Below are 25,433 nucleotides of genomic sequence, written 5' to 3' on the forward strand. Positions count from 1 at the left end.
ATGAGCGGTGGGTGATGCGATGAATACTGATGTATTGGATTTTTCACTAAATTTGCATTTGGATTGGATAAACTCTATTTAATATAAGGAAAAATTTTTTATAATCTAAATTGTCTGAAGATATGAAATCTAAGCCTATAGTAAAGACCTTACTACGGATTTTGCTTGTTTTAGTGGCACTTGTGTTATTCACATTTGCCGGTTTAATAGTTTATTTCAAATTCTTTTATTCATCAGAAACGACGGCAGAAAGTTATTATGTCGAAAATTTGCCATTGAAAAGTGACAGTTTTTCAGACGATTTTCATGAAATTACGGAGATTGTAAAAGACAATTACTCCCTTTGCAAATCCAAGCATCTAAACATTGATTCATTATGCGATTCATACTCCGCACGCATAGGGCATATTTCTACATCAAAAGAATACGGTGAGCTTTTGCAAGAGTTTTTCGCATCGTTGAAAGTTGGACACTCTTTTGTGTACTTGAAAAAGTATAGCGCAGGAATGATTCCAGTGCTTATAAATGATTCTGTTTTCATTAATAAACCCAACAAATTAATGACGGAAGCAGGATTAATGGATAAGGATCGGGTTATTGCCGTAGAGGGCGAACCTGTTGCAGAGTGGATGAACAGGAATGAAAAATATGTGTCAGCATCCACATCTCATAATCGACGGTTATTCACTTCTGTGGATATTTTCAACAGTCTATCGGACACTGTGCGTAATATTACTGTCTGTCGTGGAATTGACACCATAAAAGTTGAATTACCATTGCTGCCAAATGACAAGCTGCCGTCCAATGCCATAGTTGAAACCAGTAGCAAGCGTTTAAATGATAGCATTGGGTATATTGCAATTAATACAATGATGGACGGCGTTCTTGAAAGTTTTATTTCAGACTTTAATAAAGTGCGCAACCTCCCCAATCTTATAATAGATGTACGTAATAACGAAGGAGGCAATAGCGGTAACGGACGCGAATTATGCCGTTATTTCATACATCATGACCAACCCCACTGTATTGACAATAAGATAATGTCGCCAATGGATAATGCTTATCAAGGAAAGGTAATTCTGCTTACAAGTCCTATGACTTTTTCTGCTGCCGAAAGTTTTGTCATCGACATGAAAGAAAGTGGTGATGTCATATTGGTTGGAGAACCGACAGCCGGAGATACAGGAAACCATCCTCAGACCTTCAGAACTTCAAACGGCATAAGTTTCCGTATCCCTACTGCAGCCCCGTCAGTTTCTCCCAAAGGATTTCCATTGGAGGGGATTGGTATTGTACCGGATTACAATATAACCCAAACTGTTTCTGATTATTTCAACGATAAAGACACCCAGCTTGAATTTGCAATAGATTATTTAAATAGATGAAGTTATAAATTTTCCAATCATACAGACCCTCTGCAACATCGCCAACCTCCCGGAGTGTATGGCGATGTTGTATTTTATCAAAGTGCTGTCGGGGTTATGCTTTGATCGCCGAAACAGGATTATATCTCCCTAACAGATATGGCAACTGCCAAAGAGGGCGATAATCGTTCCGCTGATATAATCAAGAACTGGTTACGAAATCGCTACACTATTGAATTTCTCGGAACCTGGGAGGTTATTCATAACCCGGATTTCAAAGTGGTCGAATTTGACCACTTTAGAATGAGTGCAGGTTTGCCGTCTTTTGTGTTGAGTGCTTCGGAGTGGATAGAGCGCACGAATGCAATCGGCATAATCGTGAAAAAGGGTCGTTATGTAGGCAACCCACAAAGATATAGCTTACCATTTCGGTCAAGGATTTATTTTGTCAGCAGTATGTATTGACTTGGAGTGGAGGTGCATAAGCGAAGAATAGAATCGTTGTCAAAACTCAATCGCCGCACGTTGAAGAGAACCTTATAAACTGCAGCCTCAACAACCATATCGTCGCACCACATGCTTGTCTTCAGTCCGTTGTTCCAACTAATTGAATCACCATCAACCGTGTAATCGCCAATTATTTCATTGCATCCGGTTTCAACTTTATAACCGTATTGCGAGAATCTGATGAAATATATCGTATCGGGGTTTATCACATTTGTCCCATCGGAAATCTCGGCAAAATGCCATTTCCCGGGAAGTGCAGCGCCGTAATCAATATCCTCAACCTCGGCCACATTTTCAGGGGTGGCATAATAGAGCATATTGCATTTTTCATCATCGGGGTCATCATGCTTTTTTGATGAGCATGAACTGACAAGCATAATGCCGATGATGCCGACGACATAGAGCATCAGCATGCGACATCCACTGTCAACTTGCGAAAAGAGCGTTTTCTTAATTGAGCGTGACATAATTTATTACATTCTTTACTGTTACGATACAAATGTATAACAAAATTCCCACATAATCAGCTTAGCCGGAGTGAATCGCCATCATGTGCGACATTTGCTATTATGTTTAGCCGAATATTTTGTATATTTGTGTTTCATAACCTTTAATTCATCACGACAATGAAGAAAATCATTCATTACATCAACCGAATAGCATGCACACTGTCGGGAATTTCATTGGCGACACAGCTCAACACTGCTAATGGAGCCAACCCTTATCTGCCGCTGTGGGAGTACATCCCCGACGGGGAACCTTACGTATTTGAGGATCCCGACAATCCGGGAAAATACCGCGTCTACGTGTACGGCTCCCATGACTCACTGATAAAGGAGTACTGCGGCCGCGAGCAGGTAGTGTGGTCGGCACCGATTGACAATCTCAACGAATGGCGATATGACGGCATCATATTCGAGTCGAAAACCGACGCCAACGGGAAACCGCTCAATGCCGAGGGAATAGGCGACATCCTTTACGCCCCCGACATAGCCGAGGTAGTCGACAAGGAGGGCAACAAGACCTACTATTTTTATCCCAACAACCAAAGCGAAGGTCGCAAGGGCATGATAGCCAAGGCATCGCGTCCCGACGGCCCGTTTGTAGTGTGCAACTGGAGCAAGGAGTCGCCCAAGCTGACCGACGGTGATCTGCGATTTGACCCGGCTGTGCTTGTCGACGACGACGGCAAGGTCTACGGCTACTGGGGCTTCGAGGAGTCGCTCGGCGCCGAATTTGACCCCGTAACCATGGCTACGGTCAAGAAGGGCACCAAGCCGGTCAAGGACATGATTTCACACTACAAGCAGGATGGTGTGTTCCGATTCTTCGAGGCATCGTCGATACGCAAAATCAAGGACAAATACGTATTTATTTACAGCCGCAAGTCAGACAACGGCGAGTGGGGCCTTCCCACCTCCAACTACACGCTTGCCTACGCCTACAGCGACAATCCGCTCGGCCCGTTCACCTACGGCGGCACGATAATCGACGGCCGAGGACGCGACACCGACCTTCAGGGCAATCCCATAGCCACGGCTACGCCCAACGGCAACACCCACGGCAGCATAGCCGAGATAAACGGACAATGGTATGTGTTCTACCACCGCCAGAACGGTACCACCGAATATGCACGCCAGGCAATGGTTGAGCCTATCGAAGTAAAAGTTACCGAAGGCCCCGGCGGCAAAGTCGAGATAAGCGAGGCCGAATACACCTCACAGGGTTTTGAAACCTCAGGGCTTGACCCCTACCACCGCTACTCGGCCGGAATAGCCTGCTACTACACAGGCCCGCGCAAGGCCATCTCGGCATGGCCCAACTTCACCTTCTCGGGCTCATACGTGCAGCCCACCTACGGCGATGAGAAGAATTTTGAAACTCCCTACGACCTGCGCGTCAACAGCAATCCGGTGGTCAACAACACCGACGGCTCGACCGTAGGCTACAAATACTACAACTTCGACCTGCTCGACACCACAAAGGATAATGAGCTGGTGCTCAACATCAAGCCTCTCGGAACCGAAGGCCGAATCGACATCATGGTCGACAGCCCGTGGAGCGAGCGTGGAGGGCGCAAGATAGGAAGCCTCACTCTAAGCCCCAACGCCAAGCAGGAGCGCACCGACATGGCCGTGAAGCTGTCGGGCCTAAAGGGCATGAAAGGGAAGCACGCCATATACCTGCTGTTTACCTCGCCCATAAAGGATAAGTCAATGTGTGAGCTGCACGAGCTTACATTCAGGAAAGCGAAATAACCCCCATTCAGCAAAATGTCGAAGACACAGCTCAAGAAATTCCTGAACACGCTGAATCACGATCAAATAACCGAGATGGTCCTTGAACTCTATGCCGCACGCAAGGAGGCCAAGGACTATCTTGACTATTTCATGAATCCCGACGAGGAGAAAATGCAGGAAAAATATCGTGCAATCATAACCAAGGAGTTTCTCCCCGGTCCCGGCAGGGTTAAGGGGCGCACATCGCGATGCCGCAAAGCCATCAAGGAGTTTGCCACACTGCATCCCCACCCCTCACGCATAGCCGACCTCATGCTCACCACCGTCGAAAGCATCATGGTCTACGACCGCCGCGTGCGATGGGTCAAGGAGTCGCAGGAGAATGCCGCCGCGAACACCTTGCGCGAGGCTCTCGATACAATATGGAGCAACGACATGATGCCTCAATTTGAGCGCCGCCTATCCATAATAAAGGAGAAGAGCAGCGGGCTCCGACACAGCTTGCGGAGCCGTATCAACGAAACATTCAACGATTGGCACGATACAATAAAATGAGGCCTCAAAACGGAGCCAAAGTGCTGAAAGTGTTTCATTTGTTAATATATTAAGTTAAAATGATTATATTAGCATAAAATTGCTAAAGCGTTTACGTTTTTTAAACACTTTTAGGGCATAAATCTCTCAAAAACGGCTTCCACAAACGGTTTTCAATTGTTATAGTCAATGAAACAGTGATATTACCCGCTTTTTCACATCCCTCGTCCTCTTTATCGGGTAGTGATACCGGGCAATGAGGTTCTCATAAATAAATAGTTGAAACGTGAGAGGTGGTGTTGGCTGAAACCCGGCCAACCCCACCTTTCTTTTTCAGAAGTCGAAGAATAGAGTCGAAGTTGCAGAACTACGATGGTTTAACAAAGTTTTCATGCCGATAAATCATTTACTTTTTGTAATTTTGCACGACGATAACCGACTTCTACAACAATTTATAAACAAAACATATAAATCATGGCAAAGAAAGCATTACTAATGATCCTCGACGGATGGGGCATCGGCAATCACACCAAAGGCGATGTCATCTATTCGACTCCGACTCCCTACTGGGACTATCTCGTAAACACATATCCCCACTCACAGCTTCAGGCCAGCGGAGAGAACGTAGGTCTACCCGACGGCCAGATGGGTAACTCGGAAGTGGGTCACCTCAACATCGGCGCCGGCCGCGTGGTATATCAGGACCTTGTAAAAATCAACAAGGCCTGCAAGGACGGTTCAATCCTCAAGAACCCCGAAATCGTAAACGCATTCAGCTATGCCCGCGACAACGGCAAGGCCATCCACTTCATGGGCCTTACCTCCAACGGCGGCGTACACTCATCGCTCGACCACCTCTTCGCGCTGTGTGACATAGCCAAGCACTACGGACTTGAGAAGGTTTACATCCACTGCTTCATGGACGGCCGCGACACCGACCCCCGCAGCGGAAAGGGCTTCATAGCCGAACTTGAAGAGCACTGCGCAAAATCGGCCGGCAAGGTAGCATCGATAATCGGCCGCTACTACGCAATGGACCGCGACAAGCGCTGGGAACGCGTCAAGATAGCCTACGACCTGCTCGTGCACGGCGAAGGCAAGAAGGCCACCGACATGGTTGAAGCCATGCAGGAGTCCTACAACGAGGACATCACCGACGAATTCATCAAACCCATCGTCAACGCCAATGTCGACGGCACCATCAAGGAGGGCGACGCAGTGATATTCTTCAACTACCGCAACGACCGCGCAAAGGAAATAACCACAGTGCTCACTCAGCACGACATGCCTGAAGCCGGAATGACCACCATCCCCAACCTTCAGTACTACTGCATGACCCCCTACGACGCATCGTTCACAGGCGTACACATCCTCTTTGACAAAGAGAACGTAACCAACACGCTCGGCGAATATCTGTCGTCGCTCGACAAGAAGCAGCTCCACATAGCCGAAACCGAGAAGTATGCCCACGTGACATTCTTCTTCAACGGAGGCCGCGAAGCCCCCTATGAAGGCGAGGAGCGCATACTCGTGGCATCGCCCAAGGTTGCAACCTACGACCTCAAGCCCGAAATGAGCGCCTACGAAGTAAAGGACAAGCTCGTCGATGCAATAAAGAGTCAGGAGTATGACTTCATCGTGGTTAACTACGCCAACGGCGACATGGTGGGTCACACCGGAATCTACGAAGCAATCGAAAAGGCAGTCAAGGCTGTTGACGAGTGCGTAAAGGACACCGTAGAGGCCGCCAAGGAGGCCGATTACGAAGTAATCATAATCGCCGACCACGGCAACGCCGATAACGCCATCAACCCCGATGGAACTCCCAACACGGCTCACTCGCTGAATCCCGTGCCCTGCATCTACGTGACATCACGCAAGGATGCCAAGGTCGAGAACGGAATCCTCGCCGATGTGGCACCCACAATCCTAAAGATCATGGGACTCCCCCAGCCCGCCGACATGACCGGCCACGCCCTCATCGACTAAACAGGACGCAACCTGAACTATCGACTCACACCGCCGCTCCCACCCGGGAAGCGGCGGTGTCGCTTTTTAATGAATAATAGATGATTCGAGGGTGAGGAGGCGGTGCTTGACGGGGATGGTTCCGCCGTAGCCTGTGAGCCTGCCATTGGAACCGATTACGCGGTGGCAAGGCACAATAATGGATATAGGATTGGCTCCGTTGGCATTGGCAACGGCCCTTACTGCGCCGGGACATCCAAGCATGGATGCGATCCGGAGATAGGGCACAGTCGTGCCGTAAGGTATTTCAAGAAGCTTAAGCCACACTCGTTGTTGAAAATCGGTACCTATAAGGCGTAACGGAAGCGAAAATAGCTGCCTGCGGCCGCTGAAGTATTCATCGAGCTGGCCTACAGCCCGGTCGATCACCTGAGAGGAGGAGTCGACAACTCTACCGCGACACGAGATTGCGATGCGACGCATTATACGCTCATGACGCGCAACCGGCCCTGTCCAGTCACACAAGCACAGGCTGTCGCCTGTCGAGCCGAGCAGAAGTTCTCCGCAAGGCGACGGATAACGCTGAACGCAGATGATTGACTCACTACAATTCATGAGCGTGAAATTAGGAGGGAATGCTTTTGTTGACAAAGCTCTTGTCGGCCCACTTCATGCTCCACCAACGGCGTATGAATATGATGCCTCGGGTAATTTCGTCGGAAGCAATCATGAGCCAGAGGGCATATATGCCGAGTCCGAAGTATATACCCAGCATGTAGCCTCCAAACACCTGCAGCGACCACATTGCCACGAGTCCCACGTAGAAGGGATAGTTTACATCGCCGGTGGCGCGCAGTGCGTTGGTGGCGAAAATGTTGACCGGACGGCCTATCTCGACAAGCACATCGAGCCAAAGAAGCGTGGCTCCGATGGATATTATAGTGGGATTGTCGGTGAGCAACGACAGAATCCAGCGTCCCGAAACGGCAATGGCAAGCGACAGCGAAACGGTGATTATCAATGCCCAGCGCAAAACGTATTTGCCCACAATGAATGCACCTCGCAGCTTAGCCTTTCCAACAAGATGGCCTATGGTTATGGCTCCGCCCTGGGAGATGGCAATGCAGAACAGGTAACCGAACATGACAATGTTGACGACATAGGTGCGTGCGGCAAGCACCTCAATGCCAAGCATGTTGATGAAGAAGGTCATTATTATCTGGGCGGAACTGTAGCTGAACTGTTCGCCGGCCGAGGGCAATCCTATCTTAAGCAGATTGGACAATTCGCGCGTGGGGAAACGGCGGAATATCTCCCACGGGAAGCGCGTCAACACCGTGTGAAACAGGATTACATTAAGAATTACCATTGCAATGGCACGGCTGGCTGCGGTGGATATTGCAGCACCTTCGACACCAAGGGCAGGAGCTCCGAAACGACCGAATATCAGCACATAATTGCCGAAGATGTTCAACAGGTTGACAAGTCCTACGACAAGCATCGGGTAGATGGCACGATTGGATGCCCTGAGAGCGGCCGATGCCGTAAGCGACAATGCCTGAAAGAACGCAAAAGCACCCACAATGCGCATGTAACCCACGCCTTCGCTAAGCAGTACATCGTCGAGTCCCATCAGCCGCAATATGGCTGATGCCTTGAAGTAAAGAATTGAACTGATTAGAAGTCCTATGGCAAGATTGACAAGCAATGACACTCCCACGACCTTGCCAACCCTGTCGTTAAGCCTTGCGCCGAGATATTGGCTCACAAGAACCGATGTGCCGAGGTTGATGACCTCAAACACAAGGAAGCAAAGCATGACAATCTGATTGACAACACCCACCGCCGCAACCGATTCATCGCTGTGGCGCGACAACATGACGGTGTCGACCGCGCCGAGCGTCATGATGAGGAGAGTTTCGATGAATATAGGCACAGTCAACGACACAAGCTGACGCTTCAACGAGCTCGAGGGCTGTCGGCCTTTGGAACTTAAAATCGAAAGTGGGTTCATGCGATAATGTCGTATTTATTTTTCCGCTGCAAAATTACACAAAATCCCGCACATAAACGGTTGGCCATATATGATTAATATTGTAACTTTGTGACAATGACATTACTTCCCCTACAATTATGAAAGAGCTTAAGTGCCCCAATTGCAACCATGTGTTCAAGGTCGACGAAGAGCAGTTTGCCTCAATAGCCGGCCAGGTGCGTAACATAGCATTTGACGAAGAGATTCAGCGCCGAATGTCGGAACTGAAGACCCAATTGTCGCTTGAAATGAATCTGCGGGCCAAAGAGGCCGAGCAGAATCATCGCAAAGAGCTGAACGACAAAATTCTGCAGCTTGAGCAACGCGACGCGGCCATAGCACTGCTCAACGAAAAGATAACCACCGCGACAAATGCCAAGGCGATGGAGATGTCGGAGGCGGTAGCGAAACGCGATGCCGAGATAGCACGCCTCAAGGAGCAAATAGGCAGCATGGCGCGTATCGGAGAAATGGAATTGTCGTCGCGTCTGGCCGAGAAGGACAAGGCCATAGAGGAGCTGAAGTCGACAATAGCACGCAGCGACTCGATGCTGCAGGTGGCCGTGCTTGAGGAGCGACAGAAAGCGGCCTCGGCAATCCAGGCCAGGGAATCGGAAATAGCCGCTCTGAAAAACCGGTCGATGGCCGAACGCAGCGAGGCCGCCATGCGCGAAAATTCACTGAAGGAGCAGCATGCGCTACAGCTCAAGCAGAAACAAGAGTTAATTGACTACTACAAGGAGATGAAAGCCCGCCTGTCGACAAAGATGATAGGCGAATCGCTCGAGGTGCATTGCAGCAACGAGTTCAACCGCGTGAGGGCATCGATGTATCCCTACGCCTATTTCGACAAGGACAACGACGCCAGCGAAGGCACAAAGGGCGACTTCATATTCCGCGACTACACCGACGACGGCATGGAATATGTGTCGATAATGTTTGAGATGAAAAACGAGGGCGACACGACCGCCACAAAGCATAAAAATGAGGACTTCTTTGCGAAACTCGACAAGGACCGCACGACAAAGGGATGTGAGTATGCCGTGCTCGTATCACTGCTCGAAGCCGACAGCGAGCTATATAACGAGGGAATTGTGGATGTGTCCTATCGCTACCGGAAAATGTTTGTGGTGCGTCCCCAATTCTTCATGCCGTTGATATCATTGCTCACCCAGGCGTCGAAGAAGAGCATCGAATATAAGCGCGAACTCAATATTGCACGGCAGCAGTCGGTCGATGTCACCCGATTTGAGGAGCAGCTTGAAGCGTTCCGCACCGGATTTGGACGCAACTACAGGCTCGCTAGCGAGAAGTTTAAGGCGGCAATCGACGAAATCGACAAATCAATTCTCCACCTCAACAAGATAAAAGAGGCACTAATCGGCTCGGAAAACAACTTGCGACTTGCCAACGACAAGGCCGAAGGATTGACGATAAAAAAGCTGACCTACGGCAATCCTACAATGAAAGCAAAGTTTGAGGAGGCCCGCAATGCCAAGAAGTAGATATGACAGGGCCAATCTTCGCGGCTGAAAAATAACGGGTTACGAATCGAGGTTAAAATAAATCAAAAATAGTGCTTAAAAAATTTGGCAGATACGGCAAAAGCACGTAACTTTGCAATCGCAAAAGCGAAACAAACCTTGCCTTGTGGTGTAATGGTAGCACGTCGGATTCTGGTTCCGCCTGTGAGGGTTCGAATCCTTCCAAGGCAACACAAATAAAGAGCTAAGTCGCTAAGATTTAGCTCTTTCTTTATTTTTATTCCGCCGCAAAATGTTAAAAATTGTATTTTTGATACAATTTTGATACAATTGTCCATAATGTATGGTTTGTAGAGATTGATAATCGTATCAAAAATAGATATGCGAACTATCATTGGGTATCGCGTGTTTATGTTATCGAGTGCTAAAATTTAACAAAGATTCAACAAGTCTGTTTGAGTTTGATTGGCTCTCACCATTAATAACACTCTAACGTAACACCCGCAAATGCCAAACCCTACGACATTACGAGATGTTGTGCCAATTTTGGAAGACCTCAGGCAGCTTATAAAAGTTCCGCTGGTAGCCAAACAGGATACAATTTTATACAAGCGAATAGCCGAAGCCACCAGTAAACTTTGCTCTATCGACATCGAAAATGCTATTATCGAATCTCACGCCTCCGGAGAAATCGGAAAGGTGCAAGCTAACCAGACCAGAAATTACTGTGCTGAGATTGCGACAAGAATAGATACATTCCAAAATGTATTCTATAAATTGGACAAAGATCGTAAAAATAAATCCAAGGCAGACATGATAGACGGCTACGAAAGCAACCACTTCCTTAAAGAAGTGGAGATGTTCTATATGATTGCCGCTCATTATGAGTACGCGCTAAAGGCTTGTCGCAAAATCCCGGTGCCTGATGATTGGACGATAGATAAGTACAAACAGGAAATCGAGTTATTCCATATGGCCGAAACCCGTGAAGGATGGCTTGAAAAGAAACGGGAATTTCTTAAGAAATTGCAGGAAAGCGTTGAATATGATGAATTTCTGTTGAAACCTTCATTCGATGTGTACCATGACTTGCGAAATGTCTGTCGCAAAATTTTTATCACGGTGGAAAGATACTTTCCGCCATGTGAAATTCAGTTACATCCGAAATGCAGGGAAACCTTTATACAAAAGATGCAGGTTCATAATGGTAGTTATCCCACGCCTGAACAACCTGTAAAACAGAATCAGACCAATACGAAATCATGCCGCCAATGGGAAGGGGAACTGTTCCCGATGATTCTTGTGTCGGAATTATATGAAATCTGCTCTGATGTTTTCGATAGTACCGAGACTCAGTTCCATTCATCGCTCAATCTCCATGGTAAGCATGAACCTATAAAGATACGACCAAAACAGAAAATCAAGGCGTGCTATCTCATATCGAAATTATATGAGATTGTTCCGGCCAAACACAAAGCGGCGTGGCGCGAGGATATTCTCGCTCATCTTGATATTCAGTGGAGCTACTATGAAAAGAAGTATTGTCATCCACGCGGAGATGATGCCAGTGCATCAAGTAGAGAATATGCTGATGAGATTGACAGAATCTTCAAAAACCATAAAAAACGAGCATGAGAGTTTGTGCGACTTAAAGATACCACTCGCGCACCACTTTCACCACTCATATTTCCACTTTTGAAACCTTATGATACTACCCGTCAGAGCCTGATACTCTGATGGGTAGTTCTATTAAGTGGATAAGATGAAACCACATACACCCCACCCATAACCGGTTGTAATTTTGCAGTGTCCGGGAGATACTCGGATACGCTCTCTCAGAGGGCGGAAGTATAATTCAAACCCACACTGCGTATGACAAAAGACCAGTTACTCAAACTTCCTCTCTGGCAGTATACCGGAGAACAACTTTTAGAATTACTTGATTCCCGTAATGTCAAGGATAACATCGAACCAGACGGTGCAGCTATCACAGCAAAGCGATGGCTCGTCTATGGAATTGAAGGTCTCTGCGAACTTCTCCAGTGCAGCAAAGCAACTGCACACCGTATCAAGAACAGTGGCGTAATCAAAGATGCCATTACTCAAACGGGTAGAAAAATCGTTATCGACGCACAACTTGCGCTCGATCTTATCCAGTCATCAAAGAAGGGAGGTCGCCGATGCAAGAAGTGAAAGAGGACATCCTCCGACTTTGGGAGGAAAAGCAGTTGAGAATCACGGATGAGATTCAGACTGCGCCGGAGGTGCTGTACGCCAACGGCAGCGTTATCGGAACACTCGGCAACTTCTCGGCTTCGACCGGCAAAGCCAAGAGCAAAAAGACATTCAATGTCGCCGCGATTGTCGGGGCATCACTCGTCAACGGCAAAGTATTGGGCTACACCGCAGAGTTCCCCGATGACAAGCGCACAATCCTCTATTTTGACACCGAGCAAAGTCCGTATCACTGTCAGAAAGTTATGGAACGTGCGTTGCGCCTGGCGAAACTCCCGACCGACACCCATCCGGAACATTTGAAGTTCGCCGCTCTGCGCCAGCTAACACCCACATTGCGCCTTGAAGTAATCGAACAGGCGATAATCAACACTCCCGGTGTCGGACTTGTAATCATCGACGGTGTGCGCGACCTTATGTACGACATCAACTGCGCCAAGGAATCGACCGACCTTATCGGCAAGCTGATGGAATGGACAGACAAGTTCCAGATTCATATCCACACCGTCCTGCATCTCAACAAGAGCGACGACAACGCCCGTGGTCATGTCGGCACCGAGCTGAACAACAAGGCAGAGACAATCCTCCAAATTAGCCGCAGCAAAACCGATGATACCGTGTCGGAGGTCTGCGCCGCCATGATCCGCGCCGCCGAGTTCGATCCATTTGCCTTCCGCGTCAATGACTATGGACTCCCTGAGATTGCAAGCGGGTATGTGTTCTCCGAGCCGGGCAAGAAAGCCAAAGACCCTTATCCATACAAGGAGTTGACCGAGGAACAGCATCGCGAGGCATTAGGCGTAATCTTCGCCAACGGTCCGATAAAAGGTTGCCGGAACTTCGAGGCTGCACTCAAAAGCGGATATGCCGCCTGTGGTCATTCCTATTCCAACAACAAGGTAAAGGGCTTGAAGACCTTTCTTGACAACAAAGGTATGATTCGTTACGAGAACCGCGAGTATATCTACAATCCTGATTTCTACTATTGAGAAACACCAAATTGGTTTGGTTTAGAAAAGGGCATATATAATAGGCGCTAAACCAAGAACCATCTCACCCAAACATTTTAGAACCCATGATCAAAGAGATTAAATCAATCCCTTTAGCCTCCTTCATGTCCCGAATCGGACATGAGCCTACGGCGAGAAAAGGAACAAGGCTCTGGTATAAGTCGCCTTTGCGACAGGAACATACGCCGTCATTCAAGGTCGAGACTGCGCTCAACTGCTGGTATGATTTCGGACTTGGCAGAGGCGGCAACATCATCGACCTTGCAGCCGAGTTGTATCAGACAACAGACCTGCGCCATATACTGCGTTGCATCGCTGACAGCTACCCGGTACCATCGGTGCCGACAATCGCTTCCTCTTTTGCTCCGCGACACTCAGCACCGAGTATGGAGCGGTTTGAGGTCGTGCCACTGGAACACCGCGCACTTGTCGCATACCTCCAAGAGCGTGGCATCCCGGCACACATCGCCACGGCGAACTGCAAGGAGGCTCAATACAGCGTCAACGGCAAGTTTTATTTTGCCGTGGCATTTGAGAACGTCAGCGGAGGCTGGGAACTGCGCAACCGATATTTCAAAGGTTGCCGTAGACGCAAGGACATCTCATATTTGCCGTGGGCGAGAGATGGCCCGTCAGCAGAGTGTGCCGTGTTCGAGGGATTTATAGATTATCTCTCGGCACTCACACTCGGCATCATCAGTGGAGCCGACACAATCATACTCAACTCGGTTGTCAATGTCAACAAGGCTGTGCCTTTTCTCAAAGGTTACACTACTATCAACTGCTACCTTGACAACGACAATGCCGGGAAAACAGCACTCGCCGAGTTGACCGCCATTTATGGCTCAACAATGATTGACCGCTCCACGCTCTACTCCGAGTTCAACGACTTGAATGATTTTCTTATCAATCGAAGTTTCACCAAAAACACACTTTCCAATGAAAACAAATAAACCCACCGCATCCAAGTCAACCGAGTTGACCGATGCAACCAAATCCAAAGTATCGACCCTTAACCCCGAAGTCACAATGAAATCAGATAACTCCACCAACCCTAATCCCGCAGTCAACAGCGATAACACTGTTAACAGCACCACACCTGCCAACGCTGACAATCTGTTTGACAACGAACAGCCAGTAACCGAGGCAACTGCCGTAACCGAGCCACCGAAGCAACAGCGCATCGGCAGGCAGCAGCGCAAATCGGATTTCGCCGAGTTCAAGGCAACGTTCCTCACTCCTGCAAAGCTGGTGAACCGCCATGCCCTGAACATCGAAGGCGACCTATGGGACCAGCTTGAGCGCGTTTCCAGAATCCTCGGTGGCCGTGGCACTACCGTCAGCAGTTACGCCAACGCAATCCTCGCCGAGCATCTGAAACAGTATGCCGAAGACATCGAAATCTGGCGCAAACTCTGAGCGCGTGATTGCAACTACATTTTGACCGCTAAATAGTCCTCGTAGTTTCGTGCACCTCGAAACTATCGTAGGGGTTCGGAATCGGAGGGAGCGAGTTTATGTTTTCGTATTACAAGTAATCCTCAAACGACTCGCTCCCCTCCGCTCCCGATGGTCACAAACCTCAAACAGAATTTCCAATGAAGAAATCCAATTTACGTCCCGCTAAAGGGCGTCCCAAGCTCCCGGCTGATGAACGAAAGTCCATCATGGTGCCGGTGAAATTCGACATAGACCAATATCAGGTAATGATGGACAAAGCTCTCACGGCAGGGCTCAACCGCTCGGAATATATCCGGCAGTCGGCACTGCACTGTAAAGTCGTGGAAAGGCTCACGCCAAGAGATGTCAAGGCAATCCGCGACCTTCAGGGAATCGCTGAAAATCTCAACCGCACGGCAAAATTTGTCGGTGCCATTCTAAAAGGTGGTGCCTCTGAGGAACAGATTGTCCGCACATACAGAGAGATAATTCAGTGCAAGGATTTTGTCCTTTCACTGATAAAAAACTATCGTAATACACCGGACAGCGTATGATGGGCAAGATAACAAAAGGCGGCAGTTTCGGCGGTTGTGTCGATTACGTCACTCGTCGAAAGAAGGATAATCCCGACGGCACGCCCTGTAATGAATGGCGTCTTATAGACTGCAAAGATGTATCTATGATGGAAGGGAGAAATGGAATTATCGCTTCTTTTGAAGATAATCTCGCCTTGAATCCGGACTTGAAAAATCCGGTCGGGCATATTTCCCTGAACTTTCATGCCAACGACAAGGATAAAGTTGATGACCGGATTATGGTAGAGATTGCCCAAAAATATATGAAGAAAATGGGCATCATGGATACTCCATACATCATTGTCTGGCATCTCGACAAAGATTATCCACACTGTCATATCGTGTTCAGCCGAATAGATAACCACGCCGAAACCATTTCCGATAAGAATGATTTCAGTCGCAACAAGGCAGCCTGTCTTGACTTGACAAAGGAATATGGACTGCACATTTCCGAGGGTAAAAAGCAGACTAATGTCAATAAATTGCGTGGCACGGAAAAGATACGATATGAGATTTTCAATGCCGTTGACGCTGTATGGAACGATAAATCAGTCCATACTTTCGAGCAATTCGAGACTCGCTTAAAGGCGGCTGGTGTCGGCATAGAATACAAATACAAGCGTGGCACCAGCGAATTGCAGGGTCTATGGTACACCAGAAAAGGCAAGCGTTTCGCTGCATCAAAGATTGACCGGCGATTCAGTCTGGGCAATATATCCAAGCATCTGGCTAACAACAAACCGCTACATTCTCAGTCTCAATGGATGTATGCAGATGGCTCCATCGTGCCTATCGCATCATACAAAGGTGTGCGGCTTACGACACAACAAATGAATGATTACGTTGCGGGGAAAGCTATCCGAGTTGACGGATGTCAGGGAGATATGCCTACTGTGTGGATAAAATTCAACCCACAGCGCATGACTCCGGGAGTCTATTCATCGAATCCGGATTTAGTCGGCCAATCCGCATCCCAGTCGCAAAACTATGGCACTCGGTTATCCCAAGTTCCATCCTCAGGAACCTCGCAGATGCAAGAAGGTTTTGCTAATGGAGGCGTTTTACCCGATGATTTCAAACTGTGGATGAGCCGCCATCCCGGACTTACCATTGAAGAGGCCCTTCATCGCTATCGTGAAGAACAAAAAGCCAAACGCCGCCGACAAGGGCCCAAACTACACTAAACCCAACGCCGCCGAGGGAAGCAGACCTCGGCGGCGTCTCTCATCTAATCTCCTTAATGGACTCAGAGATGGATGAGTATAGCTGTATCGTATATGTTTATCAGCATATTCAATTGCCATCTCAGAAATTTTCGCTAATTTTGCAATATAGTAACCTTAAACTTCTGAAGATGGCCGAAACGGTTTAATCCCAAAGGCAGCGATGCCGCCAAAACCAACCATATTTTAAAACTCCAATGCAGTCGTTACAGGTTCGGTCAACCTTTCAGAAAACTGCAAACGGAGTTTTTGTTTTTATAAATGGCACTTACTCAAAGCGAAGATGCACTGGAAAAAGGTTTGATAAAGACTCTCACGGATATGGCGTATGAATACGTTGAAATCCATGAGGAGACTAACCTTATATCAAATTTCAAACGACAGTTGGAAAAACACAATGCCAAGGAACTTGCGCAACATGGCAGAACGGAACTTACGGACAATGAGTTCAATAAGGTCATGCTCTATCTTGAAGGTGGCACCACGTTTGAGAAAGCCAAAAAACTGCGGGATTTGCTTCCTTTGGAACTTGACAACGGACAGCGCGTATGGCTTGAATTTCTTAATCGTCATAAATGGTGTCAGAATGAATTTCAAGTTTCCAACCAGATAACTTTAGAAGGCCGTCGTCAGTGCCGTTATGATGTTACCATTCTGATTAACGGTCTGCCATTGGTGCAGATTGAGTTGAAGAAACGTGGTGTTGAATTAAAACAAGCATACAATCAGGTTCAACGCTACCACAAGACATCATTCCACGGTCTGTTCAACTATATTCAGATTTTCGTGATTTCCAACGGCGTGAACACCCGCTATTTTGCCAATAACCCTAATAGTGGTTACAAGTTCACGTTTAACTGGACTGATCGGAAGAACAATCCGTTCAACCAACTAAGTCTTTTCGCGGCTGAATTCTTCGACCCATGCACACTCGGCAAAATTATCAGCAAGTACATCGTACTTCACGAAGGCGATAAATGTATGATGGTTTTGCGCCCATATCAATATTATGCCGTTGAGGAAATCCTCAACCGTGTGGTCAACAGCAATGATAACGGCTATATCTGGCACACAACCGGAGCGGGAAAGACGTTAACCTCATTCAAAGCCGCACAGCTTGTTTCTGAAATTGATGAAATAGACAAGGTGCTTTTTGTCGTTGACAGGCACGACCTCGACACTCAGACACAGGCGGAATATGAAGCCTTTGAGCCGGGAGCTGTGGATGGCACTGACAGTACTAAGGAACTTATACAGCGTCTCGGAAGTGATAAGAAGATAATAATCACCACTATTCAAAAGCTGAATTGCGCAGTCACCAAAGACTATTACAACCGTCATCTTCAAGATGTGCGCGATAAAAAGGTCGTGATGATTTTTGATGAGTGCCACCGAAGCCATTTTGGAGAAAGTCACAAAAATATTGTCCACTTCTTTAACAACCTTCAGATATTCGGCTTCACCGGCACTCCGATATTCGTCGAAAACTCAAAGAATGACCGCACAACCAAAGAAATCTTCGGTAATTGCCTGCACAAGTATCTGATTAAAGATGCTATCGCCGATGACAATGTACTGGGCTTTCTCGTTGAATATTACACCGGCAACGCAGACCTTGATCTTGAAAGCGATAGCCGTATGCGCGAAGTCGCACGGTTTATCCTCAACAACTTCAATAAGTCCACTTTTGATGGCGAGTACAACGCTCTGTTTGCCGTTCAGTCAGTGCCGATGCTTTTGCGTTACTACAAGATTTTTAAGGGATTGAATCCAGACATCAAAATCGGTGCGATATTCACTTACGCAGCAAACGGCAGTCAGGATGATGAAGCCACCGGCATGAACCGGGGTTTCGCAAATCCGAAAGTCGCCGCCGATGAGATGCAGGAAATCATAGATGACTACAACAAAACCTTCGGCACATCCCATTCGGTAGAAAACTTCGGACTCTACTATGACGACATCAACAAGAGAATGAAAAAGAAAGACCCGAAGATGAAGCCTTTGGACTTGTTGCTCGTCGTCGGGATGTTCCTTACGGGTTTCGATGCCAAGAAGCTCAACACTCTCTATGTTGATAAAAATCTTGAATATCATGGTCTGTTGCAGGCTTTCAGTCGCACGAATCGTGTACTGAACGAGAAAAAGAGATTCGGAAAGGTGATCTGCTTCCGCGACCTCAAAAGCAACGTGGATGCGTCTATAAAGCTGTTCTCCGACAATAATCCTATCGAAGATATAGTGCGTCCGCCGTTCAAGGATGTCAAGCGCGAGTACATTGAAAAAACCGAACAGTTCCTGTCTAAGTATCCGAATGTTGATGAGATAGACAATCTTGAAAGTGAGAACGACAAAGTGGCGTTTGTCCTTGCTTTCCGCGACATAATCAAGAAACACGCTGAAATGCAGATTTATGAGGAATATTCGCCTTCGGATATATCTTTCATAATGACTGAGCAGGAGTTTCAGGACTTCCGCAGCAAGTATCTTGACATAGCACAGAATTTCGGTTCAAAACCGGCAAAGGTTGCCGCCGAACCCGCTGCCGCTTATGGCGCCGAACCGGAAACGACACTTGACGATATTGACTTTTGTCTTGAACTGCTACACAGCGACGTAATCAACGTGGCATACATCCTCGCGCTGATTCACGACCTTGACCCGGCAAGCGATGATTACTCTGAAAAACGCCGTGAGATTCTTGACACGATGATTCGTGATGCCGAGATGCGCAGCAAGGCTGAGCTTATCGACGGTTTCATCAGCGAGAATGTCGATGCCAATCAGGATGAGTTCCGGCGGTCTAAGGCTGACGGCACAATAGATCTTGAATCACGACTGGTGGATTATGTACGCAGAGCAAAAGACCGTGCCGTAGAGCAACTTGCTGCGGAGGAAGAAATCGACCAGACGGCACTTCATAAGTTCATGGAGGAATACGACTATCTCCACCGTGAGAAGGACGAGATACTTCAGGATGCCATAAAGAAAAAGAAACTCGGTCTGAAACAACGCCGCAGCGTATTCAACCGTATTCTTCAAAAACTTCGTAAAATAATAGAAATCTACAACTGGGAATAATATATGAGCGAGGAACTCCAGCAGCAGCTTCGCAGTCAGCTTTGGACTGTGGCAAACAACCTTCGCGGCAATATGTCGGCGAGCGACTTTATGTATTTCACCCTCGGATTCATATTCTACAAATACTTGTCCGAGAAGATTGAGATGTATGCCGATGACATATTGTCGGAGGACGGTGTTACATTCAAGAATGCTTGGGCAAGCGACGATGCCGAGTTGAAAGCCGACATAAAAGACGAGTGTCTAAGCAACCTCGGATACTTCCTTGAGCCGGAGTTCCTTTTCTCAAGCATTATCGAGGCGGTTGACCGCAGAGAGAACATCCTGCCTCAACTTGAACGCTCGCTGAAGAAAATAGAGGACAGCACCGTAGGTCAGGACAGCAATGAGGATTTTGGCGGTCTTTTCTCCGACATTGACCTCGCTTCGCCTAAGTTGGGAAAGTCTGCCGATGATAAGAATACACTAATTTCCAACGTGCTTGTAGCCCTCAACGGCATAGACTTCGGACTTAACGAGGCTTCCGACATCGACATTCTCGGCGATGCATACGAGTATATGATCGGTCAGTTTGCTGCCGGTGCCGGTAAAAAAGCCGGTGAGTTTTACACTCCTCAGGAGGTTAGTCAGATTCTCGCCGAGGTAGTGACCACTGGAAAGACACGTCTGCGCGATGTATATGACCCTACTTGCGGTTCCGGCTCCCTTCTTCTGCGCACAGCACGCAACGGCAATGCCGACACCATTTATGGACAAGAGAAAAACCCCACCACATTCAATCTTGCCCGTATGAATATGCTCCTTCATGGTGTCAAGTACAAGGATTTCACCATAGAAAACGGTGACACCCTCGAAGCTGATGCTTTCCCCGACAGAGAGTTTGATGCCGTGGTTGCAAATCCTCCTTTCTCGGCACAATGGAGCGCGGCGGAGAAATTCAACTCTGACGACCGTTTCAGCAAGGCAGGGGCATTGGCTCCGAAATCGAAAGCGGACTACGCTTTCATCCTGCACATGATTCATCATCTCAATGAGGGCGGTACACTCGCCTGTGTAGCTCCCCACGGCGTACTATTCCGTGGTAATGCCGAGGGTAAGATACGCCGTTATCTCATTGAGAACAAGAACTACATTGACGCTATTATCGGTTTGCCACCAAACATCTTCTACGGCACGGGAATACCAACCTGCATCATCGTAGCCAAGAAATGCCGCAAGGAGGATGACTCCATTCTCTTTATTGATGCAAGCCGGGAGTTTGAGAAGGTTAAGACGCAAAACAAACTGCGCCCCGAACACATACAGAAGATTGTAGATACCTATCGCAATCGTACTGAAATCGAAAAATACAGCCATCTGGCTTCGCTTAAGGAGATAGCCGACAACGATTATAACCTCAACATTCCCCGCTATGTAGATACATTCGAGGAAGAGGAAGAAATCGACATCAAGGCAGTAATGGCAGACATCAAAGAGCTTGAAGCGAAACGCTCTGAACTCGACGCGCAAATCGAAGTGTATCTCCGCGAACTTGGAATCGTGGAATAAGAATCCTTAATGTTGAACAGTAAAGATTGAAAATCCCGATGACTGACACTGAAAACAATAAAAACTCCAATTCGCCCGTTTTGCGCTTCCCCGGCTTCACCGAGCCGTGGAAAAAGTGTCGACTGGGTGACTATATACGCATTTTTAGCGGAGAAAGCCCCAATTGTGTTAGTTCAAAATTTGGAATAATACCATATTACAAGGTTGAACAACTAAATTGGTGTGAGAAATATTTAGGAGAAACTCCATATCTGAGCCAACGAGGAAAGAATATTTTACCAGAAGGCTGTGTCGTTTTCTCTAAAAGAGGTGCCGCAATCCTAACCAACAAGGTCAGAATGAATCTCTTCCCGATTAATATTGATACCAATTTGATGGGAATTAAAGCAGATAATTCGTTTATCTCAGATCAATATTTGTTTTATTTCATTCTCCGAGCAAGATTAAGTCGAATTGCGGATACCTCAACTATTCCTCAAATCAATAATATTCATATTAATCCCATCACTATACATGTTCCATCTTTAGAAGAGCAAGAAAAAATAACTCGGTCCTTGGGACTACTCGATGAGCGCATAGCTACCCAAAGGAGGCTGATTGAGGATTTTATATCTTTGCGTAGAGCATTACTACAAAACGCAATATCAAGAGGCTTATCCAAGAAGTCGTGGAAGTTGACCTCATTAAGTGACATTCTGACCGAGCGCGGCGAAAAAAACTCTGCGGGATACAATGTTTGCTCGGTATCGGTTTCTGAGGGAGTTGTAAATCAGATAGAATATCTTGGTCGCTCATTTGCTGCAAAAGAGACAGGACATTATAATGTTGCTCGCTATGGGGATATTATATATACCAAAAGCCCGACCGGGAGTTTCCCTTATGGAATAGTCAAACGCAACACTCAGAAATTACCGGCAGCTATTTCCCCATTATATGGGGTATTTGTTCCTAAATATGATTGGATTGGTATATTGCTGGGTTACTACTTTGAGAGCGAGGTAAATACTTTTAACTATCTTCATCCTATAATTCAGAAAGGTGCGAAAAACACAATCAACATCACAAACAGTGGATTCTTAGCAAACAGCGTCCCTCTGCCAACCGATGAAAGCGAGGCATTAACCCTCGCTAAATGCTTGGATACAATTAGCGACAAGATTATTCTTGAAAAGTCCATATTGACCCATTACACAGAGCAACGAGAATATTTGTTATCCAAGATGTTCGTGTGACATAGATTGAGGATATATTTCAATCAATGTCCTCAATAAATGAAACGCTATATGAAACATTGACCACGGATTGCAAAACGTCATTCAATGAAATTGGCATTGATTATGGAGGTTTGACCGGGAAATCCGCTGAAGATTTTGGCTATGGAAAGCCTTTTATCTCATATCTGAACGTATATCAGAATCAAGTGATAACCGATTACAATTTTGATAATGTGGAGATTAGAGACGGAGAGAATCAGAATAAGGTACGCACGGGCGATTTACTGTTTACCCTGTCGTCGGAAACGCCCGAAGAAATTGGCTATTCCGCTGTATATATGGGGAATGCTAAAGAACTATACTTGAATAGTTTTTGTTTTGGCATACATATTCAAGAGTCTGAAATGGTGTATCCCCCTTATATGGGATACTTTACTTCAACGACTTATTTCCGTAGGAAGATAATCCCCTATGCACAAGGCAGCACTCGCTTCAATTTACATAAGCCATCGTTGATGAATATAAAATTCTCACTTCCCGCAAAAGAATATCAAATAAAGATCTTCAATACTCTCCAGTTGTTAACCGACAAAATATCGACAGAAATAGAATTGCATAACAGATATATTCAACAGAGAATCTATCTGCTATCGAAGATGTTTATATGAGCATCTTTGATAGAAGGTAGCCTTTCTGACTTTCATATCTTTGTAATATTGTTCTCTCGCATTCTATCTTTATCAAAACGGCTCTAATAGTGGCTGCTATATCTCTTTGCTCATCAAGCGATGGCAAAGGTATTAGCATATTAAAGAAATCTTTTATCGAGACATTCAGCAGTCCGTGATTTCTTGCTCCTTCAACAACAATTTCTGCAATATCTTTGTGCCATTTCTTTGACTCAAAGTAAAACAAAAGATAATCTGAGTCAATGAGTTTTTCTTTTGGCTGGAAGCAGATATAGAGGGGAGACAATACACCTGATTCATATTTGTCCAACCTTTTTACTGCGCCCCAAATATAATCACCTGAATAACTTTTATTGTATGCGAAATCGCCCTTTTTAAGAATATAATAATTGCTTAGATTCTCACTTGCAACTACTTTGTTGAAGAATGAACATTGATCAATCAGTCCATATTGAGCTGCGATTGTAAGAATACGGTTTGATTCAATAGTGGTATTTCTCCTTGTTATGCGTGTGCAAATATCACCAAGTTGACATACTGACCAGTTATCAACATATTTCTTATTGATTCTCTGACGAGGGACATTTTCTCTTGGTGAGCAGTATACTTCTTCAACAATTGAGGACTTTAGTTTTTCCAAATCCTCAATCAGCCTCCTTTGAGTTGCAATGCGCTCGTCAAGGAGTTGTAAAAAATATGCGATTTTTGATTGTTCATCAATTGAAGGAATAGAGACCACGAGCGATTTCAAGGATTCTTTATAGAGATGGACAACGGAAACACCTTGGGCTAATTTGGCGATCTCCCGCTTGCGTACCCCATTTAGTTGATAGCACAAAAAAGAACCACTATCATTATTCAATCGAATAATATTTAAGTCTCCCCCTAAGAAAACATCATTTTTGAGGACACATCGTGCAGTGGCAATATCTTCGGCAGTTTCGCCTGAGGATGGGATTATGACATCATTTGCCACACTTTTAATCAGGCTGTCTTCTGGTAAATTCGTCCTACTGATAACGTTTGTGATATTTGTGGCAGTATACGTGGTATATAGTTCTCCATATAGAATGCATGGTTTCCCGTTCTCATTCCTTTGGTCTTTAGATATACCTGCACCTTTACTGAATGTCGCGATTTTCCCTAATCGAATTCTTCTCCACGGTTCGGTGAATCCGGGGAAGCGCAGGGAGGGTGCGGATGTGGAAACGGGCGAATTGATGCGATATTTTCTTTAATTATCCTAATCAATTCATTTCAACGAATATGGAAAAAGAAAAAATCACAATCAAAGATCTCGCTGTCCTTTGGAAAAAGGACAAGCGACAGTATGTGAAGCAATCCACATACTCAGCCTACGCCCTAATCGTAGAGAATCAAATAATCCCGACATTCGGGAATCTTTACGCCTTGACCGAAGCGGATGTGCAGTCGTTTGTAATCGACCGACTTAACTCCGGTCTGAGTCAGAAGTACGTCAAGGACATACTCATAGTCCTGAAAATGATAGTTCGCTTCGGCGAAAAGCACGGCTATCTCCAACACTGCGAGTGGGACATCAAATATCCGACCGCTCCCGAAAAGCAAGGCTTAGAAGTCCTGACAGCCGCAAACCACCGCAAAATTCTGGACTACATCAGCCAGAACTTCACATTCCGCAATCTCGGCATATACGTCTGCCTTACGACCGGGCTACGCATCGGGGAGGTATGCGGCTTGAAATGGTGCGATCTCGACATTGAACGCTCAATGCTGACTGTGCAACGCACGGTGGAGAGAATCTATGTTCTCGAAGATGACGGCACCAAACACACTCAAATCGTCGTCAATACTCCCAAGACCGCAAACTCCGCCCGCGAAATACCGCTCAACAAGCCCCTGATGACAATGATACGACCCTTTAAGAAGGTCGTCAACAACGAATACTACGTCATAAGCAACGAGCCGCAGCCCATTGAGCCGCGTACCTACCGCAACTACTACATGAAGCTGATGAAACAGCTCGGCATACCCCCGCTGAAATTTCACGGACTACGCCATAGTTTCGCCACACGCTGCATCGAAAGCAACTGCGATTACAAAACGGTCAGCGTCATACTCGGCCATGCCGACATCGCCACAACTCTCAACCTTTACGTCCATCCGGGCGCTGAGCAAAAGAAAAAGTGCATCGACAAAATGCTCCGCTCCCTCTGACGCGGAGAAACATCCCCGCTACAATAGTTTGGTTTGGTTCGGGCTTTATATATGCCCAACCAAACCTAAACTTATATGGAAATACTCAGC

21 protein-coding genes, 1 tRNA gene and 1 pseudogene are annotated in these 25,433 nt (G+C 46.7%); 19 read left to right on the plus strand and 4 right to left on the minus strand.

Going from position 1 to position 25,433, the window contains the following annotated elements; translation table 11 throughout:
• The first annotated feature begins 122 nt into the window (after positions 1-122).
• Both E7746_RS08280 and E7746_RS08285 read left to right on the plus strand, forming a co-directional pair.
• Positions 123-1,385, plus strand: coding sequence for a S41 family peptidase (locus E7746_RS08280; RefSeq protein ID WP_135947668.1), 1,263 nt, complete (start codon positions 123-125; stop codon positions 1,383-1,385).
• A 117-nt stretch (positions 1,386-1,502) separates the two neighbouring features.
• A pseudogene (locus E7746_RS08285) lies at positions 1,503-1,794 on the plus strand (KilA-N domain-containing protein); the annotation flags it as partial.
• A gap of 10 nt (positions 1,795-1,804) precedes the next feature.
• Here E7746_RS08285 and E7746_RS08290 read toward each other — a convergent pair.
• Entirely contained in the window at positions 1,805-2,338 is a 534-nt protein-coding gene (locus E7746_RS08290) for an META domain-containing protein (protein ID WP_136410521.1), read from the minus strand.
• A 159-nt stretch (positions 2,339-2,497) separates the two neighbouring features.
• On the opposite strand from E7746_RS08290, the gene E7746_RS08295 reads away from it, so the two are divergent.
• The 3 genes from E7746_RS08295 to gpmI all read left to right on the plus strand — a co-directional run bounded on the left by E7746_RS08295 (position 2,498) and on the right by gpmI (position 6,634).
• Positions 2,498-4,129 (plus strand): family 43 glycosylhydrolase, encoded by a 1,632-nt coding sequence (locus E7746_RS08295; RefSeq protein WP_136410522.1) that lies wholly within the window; start codon positions 2,498-2,500, stop codon positions 4,127-4,129.
• Between the two features lie 15 nt (positions 4,130-4,144).
• Positions 4,145-4,666 carry a DUF6155 family protein gene (locus tag E7746_RS08300; protein ID WP_136410523.1) on the plus strand — a complete coding sequence of 174 codons (522 nt, stop codon included), beginning with the start codon at positions 4,145-4,147 and terminating at the stop codon, positions 4,664-4,666.
• 453 nt (positions 4,667-5,119) lie between these two features.
• The gene (gene gpmI, locus E7746_RS08305; RefSeq protein ID WP_136410524.1) at positions 5,120-6,634 is read left to right on the plus strand and encodes a 2,3-bisphosphoglycerate-independent phosphoglycerate mutase; all 1,515 of its coding nucleotides are present in this window, start codon (positions 5,120-5,122) and stop codon (positions 6,632-6,634) included.
• A 66-nt stretch (positions 6,635-6,700) separates the two neighbouring features.
• Here the strand turns inward: gpmI and E7746_RS08310 are convergent, their stop codons facing one another.
• Together E7746_RS08310 and E7746_RS08315 are read right to left on the minus strand one after the other, a co-directional pair.
• Positions 6,701-7,228 carry a methylated-DNA--[protein]-cysteine S-methyltransferase gene (locus tag E7746_RS08310; RefSeq protein ID WP_135947673.1) on the minus strand — a complete coding sequence of 176 codons (528 nt, stop codon included), beginning with the start codon at positions 7,226-7,228 and terminating at the stop codon, positions 6,701-6,703.
• 10 nt (positions 7,229-7,238) lie between these two features.
• A complete protein-coding gene (locus tag E7746_RS08315; protein WP_136410525.1) occupies positions 7,239-8,627 on the minus strand; it encodes an MATE family efflux transporter in 1,389 nt (462 codons plus the stop codon).
• A 119-nt stretch (positions 8,628-8,746) separates the two neighbouring features.
• On the opposite strand from E7746_RS08315, the gene E7746_RS08320 reads away from it, so the two are divergent.
• The 13 genes from E7746_RS08320 (at position 8,747) to E7746_RS08380 (ending at position 23,126) form a co-directional block, all read left to right on the plus strand.
• Positions 8,747-10,153 (plus strand): DUF2130 domain-containing protein, encoded by a 1,407-nt coding sequence (locus E7746_RS08320; protein ID WP_136410526.1) that lies wholly within the window; start codon positions 8,747-8,749, stop codon positions 10,151-10,153.
• Positions 10,154-10,292: 139 nt separating this feature from the next.
• Positions 10,293-10,363 (plus strand) — tRNA-Gln (locus E7746_RS08325).
• Between the two features lie 276 nt (positions 10,364-10,639).
• The gene (locus E7746_RS08330) at positions 10,640-11,767 is read left to right on the plus strand and encodes a hypothetical protein (RefSeq protein ID WP_136410527.1); all 1,128 of its coding nucleotides are present in this window, start codon (positions 10,640-10,642) and stop codon (positions 11,765-11,767) included.
• Between the two features lie 237 nt (positions 11,768-12,004).
• The gene (locus E7746_RS08335; protein WP_123399146.1) at positions 12,005-12,325 is read left to right on the plus strand and encodes a DUF3853 family protein; all 321 of its coding nucleotides are present in this window, start codon (positions 12,005-12,007) and stop codon (positions 12,323-12,325) included.
• Entirely contained in the window at positions 12,313-13,356 is a 1,044-nt protein-coding gene (locus E7746_RS08340; protein WP_123615060.1) for an AAA family ATPase, read from the plus strand. Before E7746_RS08335 ends, E7746_RS08340 begins: the two co-directional genes overlap by 13 nt.
• Before the next feature lie 125 nt (positions 13,357-13,481).
• Positions 13,482-14,330: a toprim domain-containing protein gene (locus E7746_RS08345; protein ID WP_168182069.1), complete on the plus strand. Its 849-nt coding sequence runs from the start codon at positions 13,482-13,484 to the stop codon at positions 14,328-14,330.
• Positions 14,317-14,796: a DUF3408 domain-containing protein gene (locus E7746_RS08350; protein WP_168182066.1), complete on the plus strand. Its 480-nt coding sequence runs from the start codon at positions 14,317-14,319 to the stop codon at positions 14,794-14,796. The genes E7746_RS08345 and E7746_RS08350 overlap by 14 nt, the downstream gene beginning before the upstream one ends.
• Positions 14,797-14,975: 179 nt before the next feature.
• On the plus strand, positions 14,976-15,371 hold the full coding sequence (locus tag E7746_RS08355; RefSeq protein WP_123615063.1) for a plasmid mobilization protein: 396 nt from the start codon (positions 14,976-14,978) through the stop codon (positions 15,369-15,371).
• The gene (locus E7746_RS08360; RefSeq protein ID WP_136410528.1) at positions 15,368-16,576 is read left to right on the plus strand and encodes a relaxase/mobilization nuclease domain-containing protein; all 1,209 of its coding nucleotides are present in this window, start codon (positions 15,368-15,370) and stop codon (positions 16,574-16,576) included. Before E7746_RS08355 ends, E7746_RS08360 begins: the two co-directional genes overlap by 4 nt.
• Before the next feature lie 300 nt (positions 16,577-16,876).
• Complete coding sequence (locus E7746_RS08365) at positions 16,877-19,696, plus strand: type I restriction endonuclease subunit R (protein WP_136410529.1); 2,820 nt, start codon at positions 16,877-16,879, stop codon at positions 19,694-19,696.
• Between the two features lie 3 nt (positions 19,697-19,699).
• Complete coding sequence (locus E7746_RS08370) at positions 19,700-21,244, plus strand: type I restriction-modification system subunit M (protein ID WP_123615066.1); 1,545 nt, start codon at positions 19,700-19,702, stop codon at positions 21,242-21,244.
• Positions 21,245-21,282: 38 nt separating this feature from the next.
• A complete protein-coding gene (locus E7746_RS08375) occupies positions 21,283-22,476 on the plus strand; it encodes a restriction endonuclease subunit S (RefSeq protein ID WP_136410530.1) in 1,194 nt (397 codons plus the stop codon).
• Between the two features lie 26 nt (positions 22,477-22,502).
• Entirely contained in the window at positions 22,503-23,126 is a 624-nt protein-coding gene (locus E7746_RS08380; RefSeq protein WP_136408674.1) for a restriction endonuclease subunit S, read from the plus strand.
• Here E7746_RS08380 and E7746_RS15275 read toward each other — a convergent pair.
• Positions 23,119-24,369, minus strand: a complete 1,251-nt coding sequence (locus E7746_RS15275; RefSeq protein WP_238337378.1) for a restriction endonuclease subunit S — start codon at positions 24,367-24,369, stop codon at positions 23,119-23,121. The two genes, E7746_RS08380 and E7746_RS15275, sit on opposite strands and share 8 nt — an antisense overlap.
• Positions 24,370-24,413: 44 nt before the next feature.
• Between E7746_RS15275 and E7746_RS08390 the strand changes: the two genes are divergently transcribed.
• On the plus strand, positions 24,414-25,343 hold the full coding sequence (locus E7746_RS08390; RefSeq protein WP_123615070.1) for a tyrosine-type recombinase/integrase: 930 nt from the start codon (positions 24,414-24,416) through the stop codon (positions 25,341-25,343).
• Positions 25,344-25,433: the final 90 nt, after the last annotated feature.

Origin of the sequence: Muribaculum gordoncarteri (assembly GCF_004803695.1) — a bacterium.
Lineage (GTDB): Bacteria > Bacteroidota > Bacteroidia > Bacteroidales > Muribaculaceae > Muribaculum > Muribaculum gordoncarteri.

Excerpts from the sequence above, each read along its gene's own strand:
- E7746_RS08350 (WP_168182066.1), top strand. The coding sequence starts at position 14,317 with ATGAAAACAAATAAACCCACCGCATCCAAGTCAACCGAGTTGACCGAT.
- E7746_RS08370 (WP_123615066.1), top strand. The coding sequence starts at position 19,700 with ATGAGCGAGGAACTCCAGCAGCAGCTTCGCAGTCAGCTTTGGACTGTG.
- E7746_RS08300 (WP_136410523.1), top strand. The coding sequence starts at position 4,145 with ATGTCGAAGACACAGCTCAAGAAATTCCTGAACACGCTGAATCACGAT.
- E7746_RS08295 (WP_136410522.1), top strand. The coding sequence starts at position 2,498 with ATGAAGAAAATCATTCATTACATCAACCGAATAGCATGCACACTGTCG.
- E7746_RS08360 (WP_136410528.1), top strand. The coding sequence starts at position 15,368 with ATGATGGGCAAGATAACAAAAGGCGGCAGTTTCGGCGGTTGTGTCGAT.
- gpmI (WP_136410524.1), top strand. The coding sequence starts at position 5,120 with ATGGCAAAGAAAGCATTACTAATGATCCTCGACGGATGGGGCATCGGC.
- E7746_RS08320 (WP_136410526.1), top strand. The coding sequence starts at position 8,747 with ATGAAAGAGCTTAAGTGCCCCAATTGCAACCATGTGTTCAAGGTCGAC.
- E7746_RS08345 (WP_168182069.1), top strand. The coding sequence starts at position 13,482 with ATGTCCCGAATCGGACATGAGCCTACGGCGAGAAAAGGAACAAGGCTC.
- E7746_RS08380 (WP_136408674.1), top strand. The coding sequence starts at position 22,503 with ATGTCCTCAATAAATGAAACGCTATATGAAACATTGACCACGGATTGC.
- E7746_RS08365 (WP_136410529.1), top strand. The coding sequence starts at position 16,877 with ATGGCACTTACTCAAAGCGAAGATGCACTGGAAAAAGGTTTGATAAAG.
- E7746_RS08290 (WP_136410521.1), bottom strand. The coding sequence starts at position 2,338 with ATGTCACGCTCAATTAAGAAAACGCTCTTTTCGCAAGTTGACAGTGGA.
- E7746_RS08355 (WP_123615063.1), top strand. The coding sequence starts at position 14,976 with ATGAAGAAATCCAATTTACGTCCCGCTAAAGGGCGTCCCAAGCTCCCG.
- E7746_RS08390 (WP_123615070.1), top strand. The coding sequence starts at position 24,414 with ATGGAAAAAGAAAAAATCACAATCAAAGATCTCGCTGTCCTTTGGAAA.
- E7746_RS08280 (WP_135947668.1), top strand. The coding sequence starts at position 123 with ATGAAATCTAAGCCTATAGTAAAGACCTTACTACGGATTTTGCTTGTT.
- E7746_RS08375 (WP_136410530.1), top strand. The coding sequence starts at position 21,283 with ATGACTGACACTGAAAACAATAAAAACTCCAATTCGCCCGTTTTGCGC.
- E7746_RS08330 (WP_136410527.1), top strand. The coding sequence starts at position 10,640 with ATGCCAAACCCTACGACATTACGAGATGTTGTGCCAATTTTGGAAGAC.
- E7746_RS08340 (WP_123615060.1), top strand. The coding sequence starts at position 12,313 with ATGCAAGAAGTGAAAGAGGACATCCTCCGACTTTGGGAGGAAAAGCAG.
- E7746_RS08315 (WP_136410525.1), bottom strand. The coding sequence starts at position 8,627 with ATGAACCCACTTTCGATTTTAAGTTCCAAAGGCCGACAGCCCTCGAGC.
- E7746_RS08335 (WP_123399146.1), top strand. The coding sequence starts at position 12,005 with ATGACAAAAGACCAGTTACTCAAACTTCCTCTCTGGCAGTATACCGGA.
- E7746_RS08310 (WP_135947673.1), bottom strand. The coding sequence starts at position 7,228 with ATGAATTGTAGTGAGTCAATCATCTGCGTTCAGCGTTATCCGTCGCCT.